A 16,266-nucleotide genomic window follows, 5' to 3' on the forward strand; every position below is an offset into this window, starting at 1 on the left:
TATCGGCTCATCCCGGCACCGCACCCGCCCGTCAGTGCCACCGCCGACGCCTCCCGCCGACGCCCGCCGCCCGCCCCTACCGCGCCGCCGAGCCCTCCCACACCGGGCTGGACAGGAAGTGGTTGTCGAAGCGCTCCTGCGTGTCCAGCAGCTCCTGCCGGTCGGCCAGACCGCGCTGGATCCGGTCGAGCAGCCGGAAGTACTCGAAGCGGTCGGCACCCGGCATCACGAAGAGCATGTCCACCCCGATGTCGGCCGGAGTGCGGAAGGCGTGCGCCAACCCCGGTGGCACCAGCAGGAAATCGCCCTCCCGGGCCGTCACGATCTGCTCGCCGACCAGCACGTCCAGCCCGCCCTCCAGGACGAAGAAGATCTCCGACGAACGGCGGTGCAGGTGCGGCGTCGCGCCGGCCGTACCCTTCGCCATCTTGGCGCGGATGGCGCTCAGCGCCCCACCGGTGTCGCCGCCGTCGGCCAGCAGCCGCATGGTGAAACCGGCGCTGCCGAGCTGCTCCATCTCGCTCGCGCGCATCAGGACGGGCTCGATGGCGTTCGGGTCGATCGCGGTCATGGGTGACACTCCTCGGATTGCGGACCTCTCCCCCAGATGATCGCCGGGACACCCGATCCGTGACATCACCGCAACTCTGGCCCGAACAGCGGTCCCTGACCAACTGCCAGTAGGCGATACGCCCACGATACGACGCTCTCGGATGCTTGGGCCTGCCAACACGGCATCAGTTCGTTCGCTGGGAAGGAAGCAACACATGACCGCTCGTACCCGGCAGCGCGTGCGTCGCGCCGTCACCAAGGCCACCCTGGTCGGCACCGCCGTCGCCGCCGCACTGAGCCTCACCGCCACCGGGGCCAACGCCACCGTCGGCGCCGGCATCCAGACCGCGACCTTCACCCTCGCGCAGGGCAACTGGTCCAGCAACTACTACACCTACAACGCCAACAACGGCTACGAGATCATTCTCCAGGCCGACGGCAACTTCGTGCTCTACAACGGCAACGGCACAGCCCTCTGGGCAAGCGGCACCGACGGCAAGGGCGTCACCCAGCTCGACTGGTCGCAGTCGGGCTACGTCAAGCTGCTGAACAGCTCCAACGGCGTCGTCTGCACCCTGGGCGCCCTCAGCCCGGCCCCCGGCGGCCAGGCCGTGCTGCAGAACGACGGCAACTTCGTCTTCTACAACACCGCCGGCAACGCCACCTGGGCCACCAACACCTACAACGGCCAGCAGGGCAACCTCGACTACTGCTACACCTGATCGGCGCCAGACCCGGAGGACGATCTCCACGGAGCACCGGGCAGTCGGCGAAGCACCGAGAAGCCCCCCGCCCTCGAAGGGCGGGGGGCTTCTCGGTGCTTCGCGGGCTCGGCGTCAGTTGCGCACCAGGAGCCGGCGCGCGTGAGCGCGGCGGCCCGGCTCCGCCTGACCCTCGGCGCGGGCGCCGTCCTCGATCTTGCGCTCGGGAACCATCAGTATGACCAGCTCCGCGCCGAGCGCCAGCGCGTACAGCGCGAACCAGAGCATCCAGGTGCCCGGCGGGTTCCAGGCGGCCGAGTGAGTCAGCAGGCTTCGGCCGCTTCCCACCACATAGCGCCGCAGCACCCAGAAGAAGGCGCACAGGTTGATGCCGGTCAGCACCGAGCCGCAGATGATGGCCAGCCTGCGCCACGGAAGGCTGCTCTCCGGTGCCCGCTTCGCGCAGATCATCGCCGCCAGGATCGGGAGCCCGGCCGCGACGGCCAGGATGTACCGGCCCTGCCAGATCAGTCCGACCGAGTTGATCTCCATGACCTGCGCGGCCACCGGGATCGCGACGATGCCGACGTAGATCCCCAGCAGGCCCACCGACTCGCGCAGCTTGCCGAAGCACAGCGCGAGGAGCGAGAGCAGGGCCGCGATGGCGATCCAGAACCAGAGGGTGACCGCGGGCCCGGGGGTGTCCAGCCAGCCGAAGTTGTTGATCATCTGAGCGGTGTAGTCGGGGGTGTTGTCAAGCACCAGCGTGGCCGCGGCCATCGGCCCGTAGTGCTGGTCCACCTTCAGGTAGCTGTGGTCCGGGTGGGTCAGTGCCCAGACCATTCCGAGCGCCGACGCCACCAGCAGCGCTCCGGCCGTGAACCAGGCCGCCCGCTCGCGCAGCAGCTGCCTGATCGCCCCGCGCTCGGCGACCAGCGCCGCGGTCACCACCGCCACACCGAGCCAGCCCATGCCCAGCGGTCTGACGTTGACCAGGATCGAACCCGCCACGGCGACCCGCAGGAGCCGCCGCTTGAGCAGCGCCCGGTCGGGGCTCATCAGCAGGGAGAGCAGGCCTACCCACACCACCACACTGGACGTGGCCTCGACGCCGTTCGGATTGACCACACCGCTCAGGAAGAACGTCATCGGCACGGCCGCCGTGACCAGCCCGAGCATGACGAGGGACCTTCGGCGCCATTCCGCGGCCGTGACCACCGCGCTCGCCAGCAGCGCGGCGTTGAAGGCAGCGGAGGCCAGCCGCATCAGGTAGACCGTGGTGTCACCGGACGAGAAGAGGCTCGGCCAGCCGACGGCCAGGTAGTACATCGGGTTGTAGCGTCCGGCCGCGGTGCTGACCTGGACGATCTTCTCCGAGTTGCCGACCGGCGGCGCACAGGCCGCCGACCGCCAATCGAGCTGCACGTAGCACTGGTTGAGGTCGCGCAGCCCGGCGTACCACTGCGGCAGCTGGGCCCCGGTCTCCGAGAAGGCCGTTTCCTGGTTGTGGACCTTCTGCCACAGGAAGACCTCGGGGCCGTTGAACTGGCCCCGGACCACCGCCGCCGCCCGCACGATGTGGGCGGGCTCGTCCGGCGAGGCGGTCATCGGGGTGGCCATCGACCAGGCGCCGGCGAGGGCGAAGAACACGATGAAGGCGACTCCCCAGAGGCGCCTGGGGGTGCGCACGAGGCCCGCACCCAACCGCTTGAAATTCTCTGTCACCCTGAAGCAGTCCTCATACCATGCGCGCGGCGATATCTGACTCGGGACATGACGGCACCGACAGCGGCGCAACACCATCGGATGGCCGTACGGTGCGAAACCCGACCCCCAGAACCGGGCTGGGATGTCCTCTGGCGACCTAGCACCTCCGACGCATCCTATGGCTTGCCCACTGCGGCTTCTGCACGAGATACCCCCCTCGTCGGCAGGTCGGCACAAATCCCTGCGCTGAGTGACCGGACGACTTCTCTCTGTGCACAGTGGATCGTCGCTCCGCACGGGTTTCGTTGGCCCCCGCGGCGGGTGCCGCAACACCGCGGGACGGGCCCGGCGGCAGCCGGACGTGTCAGGGCGGGCCGTTCGCTCCGGAGCCCCGGGGTGAACGGCCCGCCCTGGCGTTGTCACGTCGGCGTTCGGTCAGCCGGTGACGCTGGTGGCCCCTGTCTCCAGGTGACCGGTGAAGCGCTGCGAGAAGCCGGCGTCGGCGTTCACCGTCACGGTGAAGTCGTACCAGCCGTTGTTGTAGCTGACGGCGTTGAAGTAGTCGCTGGCGCTCTGGCCGGCCGCGACGGTGTAGGTCCAGGGGCCGTCGGTGCGGTAGTTGTTCGAGGTGATGGTGAAGGTCACCGAGCTGGTGCCGTTGTTGGCGAGCTCGAACCAGACGGCCAGGTCACCGGTGTCCGGGGAGGCCGCGTAGGAGGCGGTCACCAGCAGGTTCTTGCCCGCCTTGGTGGTGTCGCCCTGGAAGCGGCGCAGGAAGCGGTTGGGGCCGATCACGCTCAGGTCGTAGGGGCCGCTGCCGTAGCCGGCGCCGCAGTTGAAGAAGTCGCTGGTGGTGCTGCCGGGGGCGATCGTGTACTGCCACGGGCCGCCGCTGCGGTAGGCGTTGACGTAGGCGGCGAAGTGGGTGGTCTGCGAGCCGTCGTTGTCCATCTTCAGCCAGACCTTCATCACCGAGGAGCTGTCCAGCTCCAGGTGGTCCAGGTTGGCGTTCGGCTGGTAGGGCAGCGCGCGGGCCGGACGGGTGCCGGACTCCTGGGCGGGCAGCGCGTTGTCGGTCGGCGAGGGATTGCCCAGCGGGCCGCAGGTGGCCAGGCCGATGGTCTGCGAGGTGTCGGGCAGCGCGGGCATCCCGTAGACCGGGTTGGCGAAGTCGAAGACGCTGGTCAGGTCACCGCTGACACCGCGCCGCCAGTCGCTGATGTTCACGCAGTTGGCCGGCGTGCCCTGCGCCGCCGTCCAGACCTCCAGGAAGCGCAGCACCGAAGTGTGGTCGAAGACCTGGGAGTTGACCCAGCCGCCGCGGCTCCAGGGCGAGATGGCGATCAGCGGGACCCGGAAGCCCATGCCGATGTTGGTCGAGCTGTAGAACTCGCCGGCGGTGCCGGCGGGGGCGACCGGCGGCGGCACGTGGTCGAAGAAGCCGTCGTTCTCGTCGTAGTTGAGCAGCAGGATGGTCGAGTTGAACACGTTGGGGTCCGCGTTCAGCGCGTTCATCACCAGGTGCACGAAGTGCGCGCCGTCCTCGGGGGTGGCGTACGGGTGCTCCGAGGACTGCTGGTCGGCGACCACCCAGGAGACCTGCGGCAGCGTGCCGGCCAGCACGTCGGCCTGGATCGCGGCGGCGATGTCGTCGGGGGTGCGGCCGGTGACCTTCGGTACCGAGCCCATGCCCTTGACCGCGAGGTCGCTGCCGGCCGGGGCGCCGGCGAACTGCTTGAAGTAGGCCAGGGCGTTGTCGCCGAAGTTGTCGGCGGCGTTCTGGTAGACCTTCCAGCTGTAGCCGGCGTTCTCCAGCGCCTCGGCGTAGGTCTGCCAGCCCAGGCCCGACTCGGAGCCGCCGTCGTAGGCCGGGCCGCCGGCGGTGCCGTTCGGGTCGATCATGCCGGACCAGTGGTACGTGCGGTTGGGGCCGGTCGCGCTCAGCACCGAGCAGTGGTAGGCGTCGCAGATGGTCCAGTTGTCGGCCAGCGCGTAGTGGAACGGGATGTCCGAGCGCTGCAGGTGGCCCAGGGTGCGCACGGTGCCCTTGGCGGACACCCAGGAGTCCATCTTGCCGCCGTTCCAGGCCTTGTGCTGGTCGGACCAGGCGTGCGCGAGGTCGCCGTTGCACTGGGCGGTGGTCTCCGGGCTCGAACCGGGGCCGGTGGCGGCGGGGTTGAAGGCCCAGGGGTACTGGCGGGCGGAGGCGCTGTTGGGCTGGTTGAAGACGCTGTAGCCGCCGGCGATCTGGATCGCGCTGCGGTCGGCGAAACCGCGCACGCCCCGCAGGGTGCCGAAGTAGTGGTCGAAGCTGCGGTTCTCCTGCATCAGGATCACGATGTGCTGGGCGTCGGTGATGGTGCCCGTGGTGCTGAGCTGCGCGGTGCTCTTGGTGGTGGCCGCCGGCGCGGCGTCCGCGCCGACCGTCCCGGCCACCGCGACGCCTGCCGCGACACTGGCCGACGCCGCCATGAACGTCCTGCGACTGAGCTCTGTCATCCGGATCGCCAAACCCTTCGGTGTCGCCGCACCTGGCGGCTGCCGGCGCACCGGCGACTGCCGGGCACCTCGGCCCTGTCCGCACGTTGGGTCGATCAGACGCTGGGTTGTCCATACAACGTGGGCCGCGCACATCGTGGCCCACCCGGGCCGCAGGCGCCAGGGTCTTGCACCGAGGCTTGTCGGACTGTTCGCTGCCCGGTCAGCGAACGACCGGCAGGTGAACGGCGGGCCGCATCGGGTTGGCGATCAGTCGCGCACCTGCACGCCGAGTGCCTGGGCGAACTGCGGTGCCAGCTCGATCAGCTGGGCGGAGGAGATCAGCGCGCCGCGCAGCCCTTCGTGACCGTCCGGCAGTTCCAGTCGGCGCGCCCCGCGCAGGTCGGTCTTGGCCAGCGTGGCGCCGCCGAACCGGACCTGCTCCAGCGAGCTGCCGGGAAAGGTCACCCCGGTCAACTTCGCGCCGCCGAAGTCCACATCGCGCAACTGGCAGTCCTCGAAGACCACGTCCCGCAGCACCGCGCCCCGCAGGTTGACCGACTCCAGCTTGCACTGGCGCACCGTCAGCCGCCGCAGCTGCGCGCCGTACGCCGACACCCCCGCGAACAGGCCGCCCTGCGCGGTGACGTCCTGCCACTCGCTCTCCACCAGTTCGCAGGCCACCAGGCGGCACCGCTCCAGCCAGGCCTCGGTGAACCGGGCCTGGCGCAGCCGCACCTCGGTCAGCGCGACGTCGGTGAACGCGCACTCCAGGAAGAGCGCGCCGCTCGCCTGGGCACCCTCCAGCACCAGGCCCTCGAAGTGCGCGGTGTCGTAGCGCCCGTCCTGGCGCGGCGGGCCGGGGTGCGGCTGGAGCAGGTGGGCGTAGGGCTGGTCGGCGAGTGAGCGCAGCGGCACGGGGTTCCTCCGAACACGGACAAGGCGGGCACGCCATCCTCCCAGCCGCCTCCGACAAACCCGCTCAGGCGACCGCCTCCCGGCTGTGCAGCCACACCCCCACCGCCACCGCCGCCGCCCCGACCAGCCCGGCCGCGAGCACCCCCGCCCCGCCGAGCGCGGTGCAGGCCAGCACCGCCGCCGCGGCCACCGGCAGCACCCACTGCGCGGCGCCGGTCTTGCTGTGCCGCGAGTGCAGGGCCCAGACGGTGATCAGGTAGAGCGCGCCCGGCACCGTGACGGCGGCGGTCGCGGCGGCCGCCGAGATGTGCGCCTGGCTGACCGCGTGCTCGACCGCGACCTCGATGCCCGCACCGATCGCGGCGGCCGACCCGAAGATCAGATAGTGGCCGTAACCCCAGAGGAAGGCCTGCCGGTTGGACCGCAGGTGCTCGTGGATCGGCGCGGCGAAGTAGATCCACCAGGCCGCGAAGCAGAGCAGGACGCCGCCGATCGCGATCGGGACCAGCTTGCCCAGCGCCTCGTGCTCGTCCACCGCGGTCTGCACCGCGACGGTGGCCGCCGAGACCGTCTCGCCGAGCACGATCAGGGTGAACAGCCCGTACCGCTCCGCGATGTGGTGCGGGTGCCAGGCGCTCTGCACCCGCCGCTCGGCGAAGGCCGGGACCGACAGCTCGGCGATCACCCCCAGCGGCATCACCCAGGGGATCGCCGAGTCCGGCAGCAGCAGCACCAGCACCCAGCCGACCTGCACCAGCGCGATACCGCCCGCGTAGGCGCGGGCCATCGAACGGGCCGCGCCGCTCTCCCCCTGCGCGGCCCGCAGCCACTGGGTGACCAGCGCCAGGCGCATCACCACGTAGCCGAGCACGCCCAGGGTGAAGTCGCGGTCCTGGAAGAGCCGCGGGATCCCGGCGGCCAGGATCAGCGCGCCGGTGATCTGCACCAGCGTGGTGATCCGGTACGGCACGTCGTCGCAGTCGTACGCGGAGGCGAACCAGGTGAAGTTCATCCAGGCCCACCAGACGGCGAAGAACGTGAAGAGGTAGCCGACCAGGGCCACCCGCAGGTGCCCCTCGGCGAGGGCGATCGCCAACTGCCGCCCGGCCTGGGCCACCGCGACCACGAAGCAGAGGTCGAAGAAGAGTTCCAGCGAGGTGGCGGTGCGGTGCGCCTCGTTCCGGCTGCGCGGCACCATCCGCCGCACCACGGGGTCGGTGCCGGCCGGCGCCGGCTCGGCGGCTTCGGGTCCTGCGGTCATCGGTGCGACTCTCCCTGGGGGTTCGGCGGCGGGCGGCACCGGCGCCTCGACGCGCTCGACGCGCTCGACGCGCTTCGGCGACGGCACGACGCGCCGCGCCCGCCCGGCCCGATCGTGGCAGCCGACGGTGTTCCGCGCACGCACCGCGACGGCACGCCACGGCGGAGCGTCACCTGGGCCGCGCAACCGCCCGCCGGCCCGTCCGCCACCGGTCAAAGAGAGTTGACGTAGGAGTGCGCGAACCGGGTGACAGCGTCCCCACCGGCACCCGCCCGGGGTGTCGCGCGGCATGCTCGCCCCGAATGTCCCGATAGATTCCCTCCCAAGGGAACAGCGAGAAAGGCGTCCTGCGGGCAACGCGGAAGGTCAAGGCCGGCGCGGCTCCGGAGGGGGGAGGACATCCCCCTGGTCCGGCGCCGCACCGGCCTCGTGATCACCGCGCTGCCCGACAGCGCGCTCTCCGACGTTCCGTCAGGCCATGGTTCGCGGCCTACTTCTGCCAGCCGACCTTGGTGTAGTCGATGTCCGCCAGGCCGCTGGCCCCGTAGTTGGCCAGTCCCTTGCGGTACGCGACCACCGACGGGCGCTGGTAGATCTCCAGCGACTGGCCGAGCGCCCAGATCTCGGCGTCCGCCTGGTTGTAGATCTTGGCGGCGGCCACCGGGTCCAGGGTGGAGGCGGCCTGCTTGAGCAGGCTGTCGATCTCCGGGGTGCTCAGCTTGGAGTAGTTCTCGTAGACGTTGTCACCGCTCGGCTCCTGGTAGTTCGGGATGGCCTCCGAGGGCGGGAAGGAACCGGTGTTGCGCCAGGTCGCCAGGTCGAACTTGCCGGCGTTGATGTACTTCTCGTCGTAGTCGTTGGCCGGCACCTTGTCGACGTCCAGCTTCACCCCGACCTGGGCCAGCATGCTCTGCACCGCGGTGGCCATGTCGTCGGTCGCCTGCGGCGAGCCCTGCGAGAGCACGAAGTGCAGCTCCAGCTGCTGGCCGTCCTTGGTCCGCGGCTTGCCCGCGCCCGCGTCCTGCCAACCCGCCTGGGTGAGCAGCTGCTTGGCGGCGGCCGGGTCGAACTTGCCCCACTGGCCGGAGTTGTCCTGGTAGCCGGCCTGGTTGGTCATGAAGATGTGGTTGCCCAGCTCCGGGAAGGTGACCGGCACCCCCTGGCTCACCACCTTGATCAGCGCGGTGCGGTCGATCGCCTTGCCGAGCGCCTGACGGACCGTCTGGTCGGCCATCGCGCCGTTGGAGCCGAACGAGATGTGCACCTCGTCCCACGGACCCGCGGTGCGGATCACCGCGTTCGGGTCGGCCTTGAGCTGGCCGTAGGAGTCCGCGGTGCCCGCGCTGGCGACGTCCACCTCGTTGTTGAGGAAGGCCTGGGTGACCGCCGGGAGGGCGAGCACCTGGTAGGTGAACTTGTCCAGCACCGGCTTGTCGCCCCACCAGTTGGGGTCCGGCACCACCGTGATGGTCTGCGCGGACTTGTCCTGGGCGCCGAGCTTGAAGGCACCGCCGGTGATCGGGATGTTGTCGATCCAGCCCTTGTTGAACGCGTCCGGGGTGGAGATCCCGGCGGCCGGCAGCAGCGGGTAGAAGAGGCTCTGCCAGTCGGCGAACGGGGTCGAGAAGGTGACCTTGACCTGGGTCGGGTCGTCGCCCTGCGAAACGTCGCTGATCTGGTTGTAGCCGGTGGTGTTGGCCGAGTTGTAGGCCGGGTTGCTGCCGTTGTCGGCCTGCCAGACCGCCTTGAAGTCCAGGTAGCTCAGCGGCTTCCCGTCCGACCAGTGCGCCTTGGGGTTGAGCGTGTAGAGCACCACCTGCGGCGAGCTGGAGACCACCTTCGCGGACTGCAGGAACTCGGGGACCGGCTGGAAGGTGCCGCTGGCGTCGATCCGGAAGAGCAGCGGCTCGACCATCTTCATGATCTCCTGCGAGTCCCCGTAGGTGCCGTCCACCTGGTACGGGTTCCACTGGTCGATCCACTGCTGCAGCCAGGAGCGGAACACGCCGCCCTGCTTCAGCGCGCTCACCGGCTGCGGGTTGATGTCCTCGGCGTTGAGCTTGGGCACCGCGCTCTGGGGGGCGCTCGCACCGGACGTCGACGAGCTGGAGCTGCAGCCGGTCACCACCATGGCGAGCGCGGTGGCCGCGACCAGCGAGCGGGTGAGCTGCGTGCGCGCGAGGCGCGAACGGTCGCGGCCACGCCGCGTGGTGGCATCCATGGAGGGTCCCTCCCCAGGAGTCGAGTGAGCGTTCGAGCGGGTGGTGCGTGCCGAGGTACGGAGCGCCTCCGGTCCGCCAGGTGTGACGGGGCTTGAACGTGGGCAGCCAAGTGGGTGCCCGGCCAGCAGAACGTAACAGCGGATCAGTTCGGCCACCAGAGGCCGGTGTTCACTCCTGATCGAATCGCAACAGGAGGCAACACGGCCGAAACACCCTGTCCGCAACCGGCTGCAAGACTCTGACCTGCTACTTCACCAAACCGGCCGAAGTGGTTCCGCACATGGTCTTGACCGGCCGAACGCTCGGTCCGAGAATTCCGCTGCGCGAAGTTGCTCCAAACCCCCATCGAGCGAAGGCAATTGGTCATGATGATCGGGAGTCCCGGCGGGCGCCCCACCGGGCGCCGCTGATGCTGCGCTACCTGGCGAAGCGCTTCGCCTACTACCTGGTCCTCCTGATCGTCTCGGTGTTCCTCGCCTACGCGCTCTCCAGCGCCGCGCTCAACCCCCGGACGTACTTCGAGAACAAGACGCCCCGCCCGTCCGCCGCCTCGGTGGACCGGCAGTTGACCGCGCTCGGCATCAACGACCACACCCCCGTGGTGGTGCGCTTCGGCCACTGGGCGGACGGACTGGTCCACGGCGACCTGGGCCAGACCATCAACAACACCTCGGTCAACGCCGACTTCGGGCGCCGGCTCTGGGTCTCGCTGCGCCTGCTGGTGATCGGCAGCCTGCTCGGCACGGTGCTCGGCGTGGCCGCCGGCGCCTGGGGCGCGGTGCGCCAGTACCGCTTCTCCGACCGGGCGTTGACGGTCTTCTCGTTCGTGCTGCTGTCCTCCCCGGTCTTCCTGGTCGCGCTCTTCCTGAAGAACGGCGCGATCGCCCTCAACCAGGCGTCCGGGCACCAGCTGATCAACTTCACCGGCTACCAGACCCCCGGGCTGACCGGCGGCCTGGGCGCGCACCTGGTCGACTGGGGCGTCCATCTGCTGCTGCCCACCCTCTCGTTGGCGCTCGGCGGCATCGCCACCTACAGCCGCTACCAGCGCAGCACCATGCTGGACGTGCTCGGCTCGGACTACCTGCGCACCGCCGAGGCCAAGGGGCTGACCCGCCGTCAGGCCCTGCTCAGACACGGTCTGCGGACCGCCGTGATCCCGATGTCGACCCTCTTCGCCTACAACATCCTGGGCATCTTCGTCGGCGCCACCTTCACCGAGGTGATCTTCGGCTGGCACGGGATGGGCGAGTGGTTCATCAACTCGATCGACGAGAACGACATCAACTCGGTGGTCGCGGTCAACCTCTTCACCGCGGTGACCATCCTGGCCTCCGGCTTCCTGGCCGACACGCTGCACGCCGCCCTGGACCCCCGGGTGCGTGCCTGATGGGGGACTCCGTGGTGACCGCCGTGCTGGACGAGCCCGCGGCGGCCCCCGCCGCCGAGGCTCCGCTGAGCCGGGGCCGCCTGGTGCTGGCCCGCCTGCTGGCCGCCCCCGGCGCGCTGGTGGGCCTGGCCCTGGTCGTGCTGCTCTTCCTGCTGGCCTTCGTCGGGCCCTACCTGACGCACTGGAGCTACACCGACATCGACTACTCGGCGCTGCGCGAACCCCCGTCCAGCACCCACTGGTTCGGCACCGGCAGCCTCGGCCAGGACGTCTACGCGCAGACCCTGCGCGGGCTGCAGAAGTCGCTGATCATCGGACTGCTGGTGGCGCTGCTGTCCACCGTGGCGGCCGGCCTGGTCGGCTCCTGCGCGGGCTACTTCGGCGGCTGGACCGACCGGTTGCTGATGTTCTTCGTCGACCTGATGCTGGTCTTCCCGAGCTTCCTGATCATCGCGATCATCTCGCCCCGGCTACAGAGCAGCGGCTGGATCGCCTTCGTGGTGCTGCTGGCCGCCTTCAACTGGATGATCACCGCCCGGGTGGTCCGCTCGATGACGATCTCGCTCAAGGAGCGCGAATTCGTCCGCGCCGCCCAGTTCATGGGCGTGCGGCCGCTGCGGATCATCTGGCGGCACATCCTGCCGAACGCCGCCTCCTACCTGATCGTGGACGCCACCATCGCGGTCGGCTCGGCCGTGATGAGCGAGACCGCACTCTCCTACTTCGGCTTCGGCGTCAAGGCACCCGACGTCTCGCTCGGCACCCTGATCGCCGACGGCACGGACGCCGCACCCAGCTACCCCTGGATGTTCTACTTCGCCGCCGGGCTGCTGGTGCTCTTCGTGCTCGCCGTCAACCTGATCGGCGACGGGCTGCGCGACGCGCTCGACCCGACGGCGCAGGCCGGACGGCGGCGCTCGGCCCGTTCCGAACGCAAGTCCCGTAAAGGCAGCGCCTGATGACAACCGTGGCAGCCCCCCTGCTGGCCATCCGCGACCTGCGGGTCGACTTCGCCGGCGCCCGCAGGCGCGCGGCCACCGCCGCCGTGCGCGGCGTGGACCTGACCCTCGAACGCGGGGAGACCCTCGGCATCGTCGGCGAGTCCGGCTCGGGCAAGTCCGTCACCGCACTCGCGGTCCTCGGCCTGCTGCCCGGCACCGCCACCGTGCGCGGCTCGGTCCAGCTGGACGGGCGCGAGCTGGTCGGGCTGCCGGGCGGCGAGCTGGCCGGCATCCGCGGCCGGCGGATCTCGATGGTCTTCCAGGACCCGCTCTCCGCCTTCACCCCGGTCTACCGGATCGGCGACCAGATCGCCGAGGCGGTGCGGGTCCACCAGAAGACCGACAAGGCGACGGCCCGGCGCCGGGCCGCCGAACTGCTCGACCTGGTCGGCATCCCCGACCCGGGGGGCGCGCTGTACAACTTCCCGCACGAGTTCTCCGGCGGCATGCGCCAGCGCGCGATGATCGCGATGGCCATCGCCAACAACCCCGACATCCTGCTGGCCGACGAGCCGACCACCGCGCTGGACGTCACCATCCAGGCCCAGGTGCTGGACGTGCTGCGCACCGCGCAGCGGGAGACCGGCGCCGCGCTGGTGCTGGTCAGCCACGACCTCGGGGTGATCGCGCAGATGGCGGACCGGGTCGCGGTGATGTACGCCGGGCGGGTGGTGGAGAGGGCCACCGTGGACGAGCTCTTCACCGCGCCCCACCACCCCTACACGCTCGGCCTGATCGGCGCCGTGCCACGGCTGGACCGGGCCGGCGGCCCGCTCGTCCCCATCCCCGGCAACCCTCCGGCCCTCAACGCGCTGCCGCCGGGCTGCCCGTTCGCGGCCCGCTGCCCGCTGGCCACCGACGAGTGCCTGCGGCTCGAACCCGCGCTGGCCGGTCCCGCCGACCACCAGGCCGCCTGCCTGCGCTCCGCCCACCTGGCCGAGACCCGCCCGGCGCCGTCCGACATCTACCCCGTCCCGGTCCTCCCCCCGGCCCCCGCCCCCGCCGCTCGCGCCGACCTGCCGGCGGTCCTCACCGTCTCCGCCCTGCGCAAGACCTTCCCCGTCCTCATGGGCAGCGTCTTCAAGCGCAAGGTCGGCGAGGTCTACGCGGTGGACGGCGTCTCGCTGGACATCCGGCGCGGTGAAACCCTGGGCCTGGTCGGCGAGTCGGGCTCGGGCAAGTCCACCACGCTCTTCGAGATCCTGGCCCTCGGCAAGCCCGAGGCCGGCCGGATCGAACTGCTCGGCCAGGACACCGCCGCCCTGACCCGGGCAGCCGCCCACCAGCTGCGCTCGCGACTCCAGATCGTCTTCCAGGACCCGATGGCCTCCCTCGACCCCCGGATGCCGATCAGCGACATCATCGCCGAGCCGCTGCGGGCCCTGGGCACCGAACGGGCCGTGATCGCCGCCCGGATCCCCGCCCTGCTCGCCCAGGTCGGCCTCGACCCCGCCCACGCCTCCCGCTACCCGCACGAGTTCTCCGGCGGCCAGCGCCAACGCATCTCCATCGCCCGGGCGTTGGCCCTCTCCCCGGAACTCCTGGTGCTCGACGAGCCGGTCTCCGCACTCGACGTCTCCATCCAGGCCGGCGTCCTCAACCTGCTCCAGGAGCTCAAGGCCTCGCTGGGCCTGGCCTACCTCTTCGTCTCCCACGACCTCTCGGTGATCCGCCACCTCGCCGACCGGGTCAGCGTGATGTACCTGGGCCGCACCGTCGAGCAGGGCGCCATCGCCTCCGTCTTCGCCGCCCCCCGCCACCCCTACACCCGCGCCCTGCTCTCCGCCGTCCCGCTGCCCGACCCCGCCGCCGAACGCGCCCGCACCCGCCTGCTGCTTCCCGGCGACCCGCCCTCCCCCACCAGCCGCCCCACCGGCTGCGCCTTCCGCCCGCGCTGCCCGATCTACCCGACCCTGGGCGCGGAGCAGCGCACGGCCTGCGAGACGACCGCCCCCGCCCTCACCGAGGCCGCCCCGGACGCCGACCACGCGGCGGCCTGCCACTACCCGACGGCCGAGCCGGCCTGACCGCCCCTCAGCCGACCGGCTCCCACCGGCCTGACGTCCGCTCACCCGGACGCCCGATCCGGCGGGCACCCGCGGCGGGCGCCACCTAGCGTGTGCCAGCAGAGAGCCGGGCGCAGCGCGGCCGCCGTCGTCCCGCGTGTGGAGGTCCTCTGGTGGCCGTGTCCGAGCAGGAGGCCAGCGCGCCCGAGGAGTGGGATCCGCTGCCACGACCGCCCTGGGCCGAGCCGCAGCTGCCGCCGCGCACGGTGGGGCAGCGTGCCGTGCTGGTGGGCACACTGGCCGCGCTCACCCTGGTGCTGGCGATCGTGGCGGGCAGTCAGGGGCTGCGCGACCTCGACGCCGCGCAGCTGCCGTACGCGGCGGCCAGCGTCTTCCTGGCCTTCGGGCTCGCCCACCGCTGCACCGTCTGGGCGAGCGGGCCGGCCGTTCGCCGGTTCCTGCGGCTGAGCTGGCGGAACGCGTCCTGCTGGTCGGGGCTGCGCGCCGAGCCGCTCGCGCTGCCCCGGCTGGTCGGCGGCTGCCTGGGGCTGCGCCGGCCGGCCGGCGGGCGCTCGCGGCTGCACCGCTCGGCGCGGCAACTGCTCTGCTGGAGCTGCCTGCTGGCCGCCGTGATCGCCTTCCCGCTGTCCTGGGGGTGGTTCACCTGCACCGGCGGCGGGGATCCGGCCGGGTCGGGCTACGTGCTGCGGCTGTGGGGGCACCGGCTCTTCGGCTTCGACGCGGACGGGCCGCTCGGGTGGGTGGTGTTCCACGGCCTGGACCTGGTGTCGGTGCCGGTGGTGGCCGCCGCCGGGTTCCTGCTGTGGCGGCGGGACGGCGCGGCAACCGGCGGCGACGGCCCGCGGCCCGACGCCCGGTGGCTGACCGCGCTGCTGGCGGTCGCGGTGACCGGCCTGCTGCTGACCTTCTCCGCACTGGCGCTGCACGGCGGCGGCTACCAGTTCCTGGCCGTCCTGCACGCGGCCTCGGTCGTCTTCACCATGCTCTACCTGCCGTTCAGCAGGCCGCCGCGCGCGCTGCGGCGGCCCGAGCGGCAGACCCCCAGCACCGGGAACGGAGCGAGGCCATGAGCGGCCCACCGGACGAGCAGCGGACGGCGGCCACCCGGCGCGCCTGCCTGCGCCTGGTCGCCACCGTCTCCGGCGGCCTGGCGGTCGGCTCCACGATGGTCGCCGCCGGGGTGATCCCCCGGCACGGCGACGGCGGCGCCGACTCCCTCAAGATCGCCGACGAACTGGCCCCCGGCGAGACCGTCAGCTTCAGCTACCCCACCGCGCGGGACCGCGCGATCGGGATCCGGCTGGCCGACGGCTCGCTGGTCGGTTACTCCGCCGTCTGCACCCACCTGGCCTGCGCCGTGCTCTGGCGGCCGGACGGCGGGATCGCGGGCGAGCTGTACTGCCCGTGCCACGAGGGCGCGTTCGACGTCAGGACCGGTGACGTGACGGCCGGTCCGCCGCCGCGCGGGCTGCCGAAGGTGGTGCTGGTGGAGGACCCGGCGGGCGGGGTCTGGGCGATCGGCACCGCCCGGTCGGGCGAGAGCGAGGAGCACGGCGTCTGCCGCCAGTTGCACGACCGCGACCCCGACCTGGCGCACCAGGCGGGCTGCGACGGCCCGACCGCCGCACCCAGCGGGCCGGTCAAGGAGCAGACGTGAGCGACCATCAGCCACCGCGCCGGTCACCGCCGGAGCCGCCGCCGGGTGCCTACCGGACCTACCCGGCCGACTACTTCCCCGAGCCGGACGGCGGCGGCAGCGGGCCGGTCCCGCGCGGGAGCGGCGGCCCTGGGCCCGCTGGTGCCCGTTCACCGCTGCTCACCGCCCGCGTGCTGATCGCGCTCACCGTGGTGGTCGGCCAGCTCTGGGCGCTGCCGGTGGCCGCCAACGCCTGGCTGAGCGGGGACACCGACACCGCCTGGTGGACCACCGCCTTCTCCGGCGCCTGCTTCCTGGTCGTGGCGCTGATCTGGCGACTCGCCCCGGAGCGCGAGCGCTGAGCACCCGCCCG

Annotated in this window: 13 protein-coding genes; 7 read left to right on the forward strand and 6 right to left on the reverse strand. The window is 71.5% G+C overall.

Going from position 1 to position 16,266, the window contains the following annotated elements; genetic code table 11:
* Positions 1–76 precede the first annotated feature (76 nt).
* Positions 77–571 (reverse strand): cupin domain-containing protein, encoded by a 495-nt coding sequence (locus OG403_RS13565; RefSeq protein ID WP_329564379.1) that lies wholly within the window; start codon positions 569–571, stop codon positions 77–79.
* Positions 572–767: 196 nt separating this feature from the next.
* Here OG403_RS13565 and OG403_RS13570 point away from each other — a divergent pair, with 196 nt between their 5' ends.
* Positions 768–1,274 carry a hypothetical protein gene (locus tag OG403_RS13570; RefSeq protein WP_329564381.1) on the forward strand — a complete coding sequence of 169 codons (507 nt, stop codon included), beginning with the start codon at positions 768–770 and terminating at the stop codon, positions 1,272–1,274.
* A gap of 114 nt (positions 1,275–1,388) precedes the next feature.
* Here the strand turns inward: OG403_RS13570 and OG403_RS13575 are convergent, their stop codons facing one another.
* The 5 genes from OG403_RS13575 to OG403_RS13595 form a co-directional block, all read right to left on the reverse strand.
* Positions 1,389–2,978: a DUF2142 domain-containing protein gene (locus tag OG403_RS13575; RefSeq protein ID WP_329564383.1), complete on the reverse strand. Its 1,590-nt coding sequence runs from the start codon at positions 2,976–2,978 to the stop codon at positions 1,389–1,391.
* 417 nt (positions 2,979–3,395) lie between these two features.
* Positions 3,396–5,459, reverse strand: a complete 2,064-nt coding sequence (locus tag OG403_RS13580; RefSeq protein ID WP_329564385.1) for a phosphocholine-specific phospholipase C — start codon at positions 5,457–5,459, stop codon at positions 3,396–3,398.
* A 249-nt stretch (positions 5,460–5,708) separates the two neighbouring features.
* Positions 5,709–6,356 (reverse strand): pentapeptide repeat-containing protein, encoded by a 648-nt coding sequence (locus OG403_RS13585; RefSeq protein ID WP_329564388.1) that lies wholly within the window; start codon positions 6,354–6,356, stop codon positions 5,709–5,711.
* A 64-nt stretch (positions 6,357–6,420) separates the two neighbouring features.
* Positions 6,421–7,617, reverse strand: a complete 1,197-nt coding sequence (locus tag OG403_RS13590; RefSeq protein ID WP_329564390.1) for a low temperature requirement protein A — start codon at positions 7,615–7,617, stop codon at positions 6,421–6,423.
* A gap of 490 nt (positions 7,618–8,107) precedes the next feature.
* The gene (locus OG403_RS13595; RefSeq protein WP_329564392.1) at positions 8,108–9,838 is read right to left on the reverse strand and encodes an ABC transporter family substrate-binding protein; all 1,731 of its coding nucleotides are present in this window, start codon (positions 9,836–9,838) and stop codon (positions 8,108–8,110) included.
* A 410-nt stretch (positions 9,839–10,248) separates the two neighbouring features.
* Between OG403_RS13595 and OG403_RS13600 the strand changes: the two genes are divergently transcribed.
* The 6 genes from OG403_RS13600 to OG403_RS13625 all read left to right on the forward strand — a co-directional run bounded on the left by OG403_RS13600 (position 10,249) and on the right by OG403_RS13625 (position 16,255).
* The gene (locus OG403_RS13600) at positions 10,249–11,229 is read left to right on the forward strand and encodes an ABC transporter permease (RefSeq protein WP_329564394.1); all 981 of its coding nucleotides are present in this window, start codon (positions 10,249–10,251) and stop codon (positions 11,227–11,229) included.
* On the forward strand, positions 11,229–12,188 hold the full coding sequence (locus OG403_RS13605) for an ABC transporter permease (RefSeq protein WP_329564396.1): 960 nt from the start codon (positions 11,229–11,231) through the stop codon (positions 12,186–12,188). Before OG403_RS13600 ends, OG403_RS13605 begins: the two co-directional genes overlap by 1 nt.
* Positions 12,188–14,257, forward strand: a complete 2,070-nt coding sequence (locus OG403_RS13610) for an ABC transporter ATP-binding protein (protein ID WP_442910910.1) — start codon at positions 12,188–12,190, stop codon at positions 14,255–14,257. The genes OG403_RS13605 and OG403_RS13610 overlap by 1 nt, the downstream gene beginning before the upstream one ends.
* Positions 14,258–14,409: 152 nt before the next feature.
* On the forward strand, positions 14,410–15,327 hold the full coding sequence (locus OG403_RS13615; RefSeq protein ID WP_329564400.1) for an MFS transporter: 918 nt from the start codon (positions 14,410–14,412) through the stop codon (positions 15,325–15,327).
* On the forward strand, positions 15,324–15,914 hold the full coding sequence (locus tag OG403_RS13620; RefSeq protein ID WP_329564402.1) for a Rieske (2Fe-2S) protein: 591 nt from the start codon (positions 15,324–15,326) through the stop codon (positions 15,912–15,914). The genes OG403_RS13615 and OG403_RS13620 overlap by 4 nt, the downstream gene beginning before the upstream one ends.
* Positions 15,911–16,255 carry a DUF6755 family protein gene (locus OG403_RS13625; RefSeq protein WP_329564404.1) on the forward strand — a complete coding sequence of 115 codons (345 nt, stop codon included), beginning with the start codon at positions 15,911–15,913 and terminating at the stop codon, positions 16,253–16,255. Before OG403_RS13620 ends, OG403_RS13625 begins: the two co-directional genes overlap by 4 nt.
* Positions 16,256–16,266 lie beyond the last annotated feature (11 nt).

This window comes from Kitasatospora sp. NBC_01266 (assembly GCF_036242395.1).
Classification (GTDB): domain Bacteria; phylum Actinomycetota; class Actinomycetes; order Streptomycetales; family Streptomycetaceae; genus Kitasatospora.

Excerpts from the sequence above, each read along its gene's own strand:
- OG403_RS13610 (WP_442910910.1), top strand. The coding sequence starts at position 12,188 with ATGACAACCGTGGCAGCCCCCCTGCTGGCCATCCGCGACCTGCGGGTC.
- OG403_RS13590 (WP_329564390.1), bottom strand. The coding sequence starts at position 7,617 with ATGACCGCAGGACCCGAAGCCGCCGAGCCGGCGCCGGCCGGCACCGAC.
- OG403_RS13605 (WP_329564396.1), top strand. The coding sequence starts at position 11,229 with ATGGGGGACTCCGTGGTGACCGCCGTGCTGGACGAGCCCGCGGCGGCC.
- OG403_RS13570 (WP_329564381.1), top strand. The coding sequence starts at position 768 with ATGACCGCTCGTACCCGGCAGCGCGTGCGTCGCGCCGTCACCAAGGCC.
- OG403_RS13620 (WP_329564402.1), top strand. The coding sequence starts at position 15,324 with ATGAGCGGCCCACCGGACGAGCAGCGGACGGCGGCCACCCGGCGCGCC.
- OG403_RS13600 (WP_329564394.1), top strand. The coding sequence starts at position 10,249 with ATGCTGCGCTACCTGGCGAAGCGCTTCGCCTACTACCTGGTCCTCCTG.
- OG403_RS13580 (WP_329564385.1), bottom strand. The coding sequence starts at position 5,459 with ATGACAGAGCTCAGTCGCAGGACGTTCATGGCGGCGTCGGCCAGTGTC.
- OG403_RS13565 (WP_329564379.1), bottom strand. The coding sequence starts at position 571 with ATGACCGCGATCGACCCGAACGCCATCGAGCCCGTCCTGATGCGCGCG.
- OG403_RS13595 (WP_329564392.1), bottom strand. The coding sequence starts at position 9,838 with ATGGATGCCACCACGCGGCGTGGCCGCGACCGTTCGCGCCTCGCGCGC.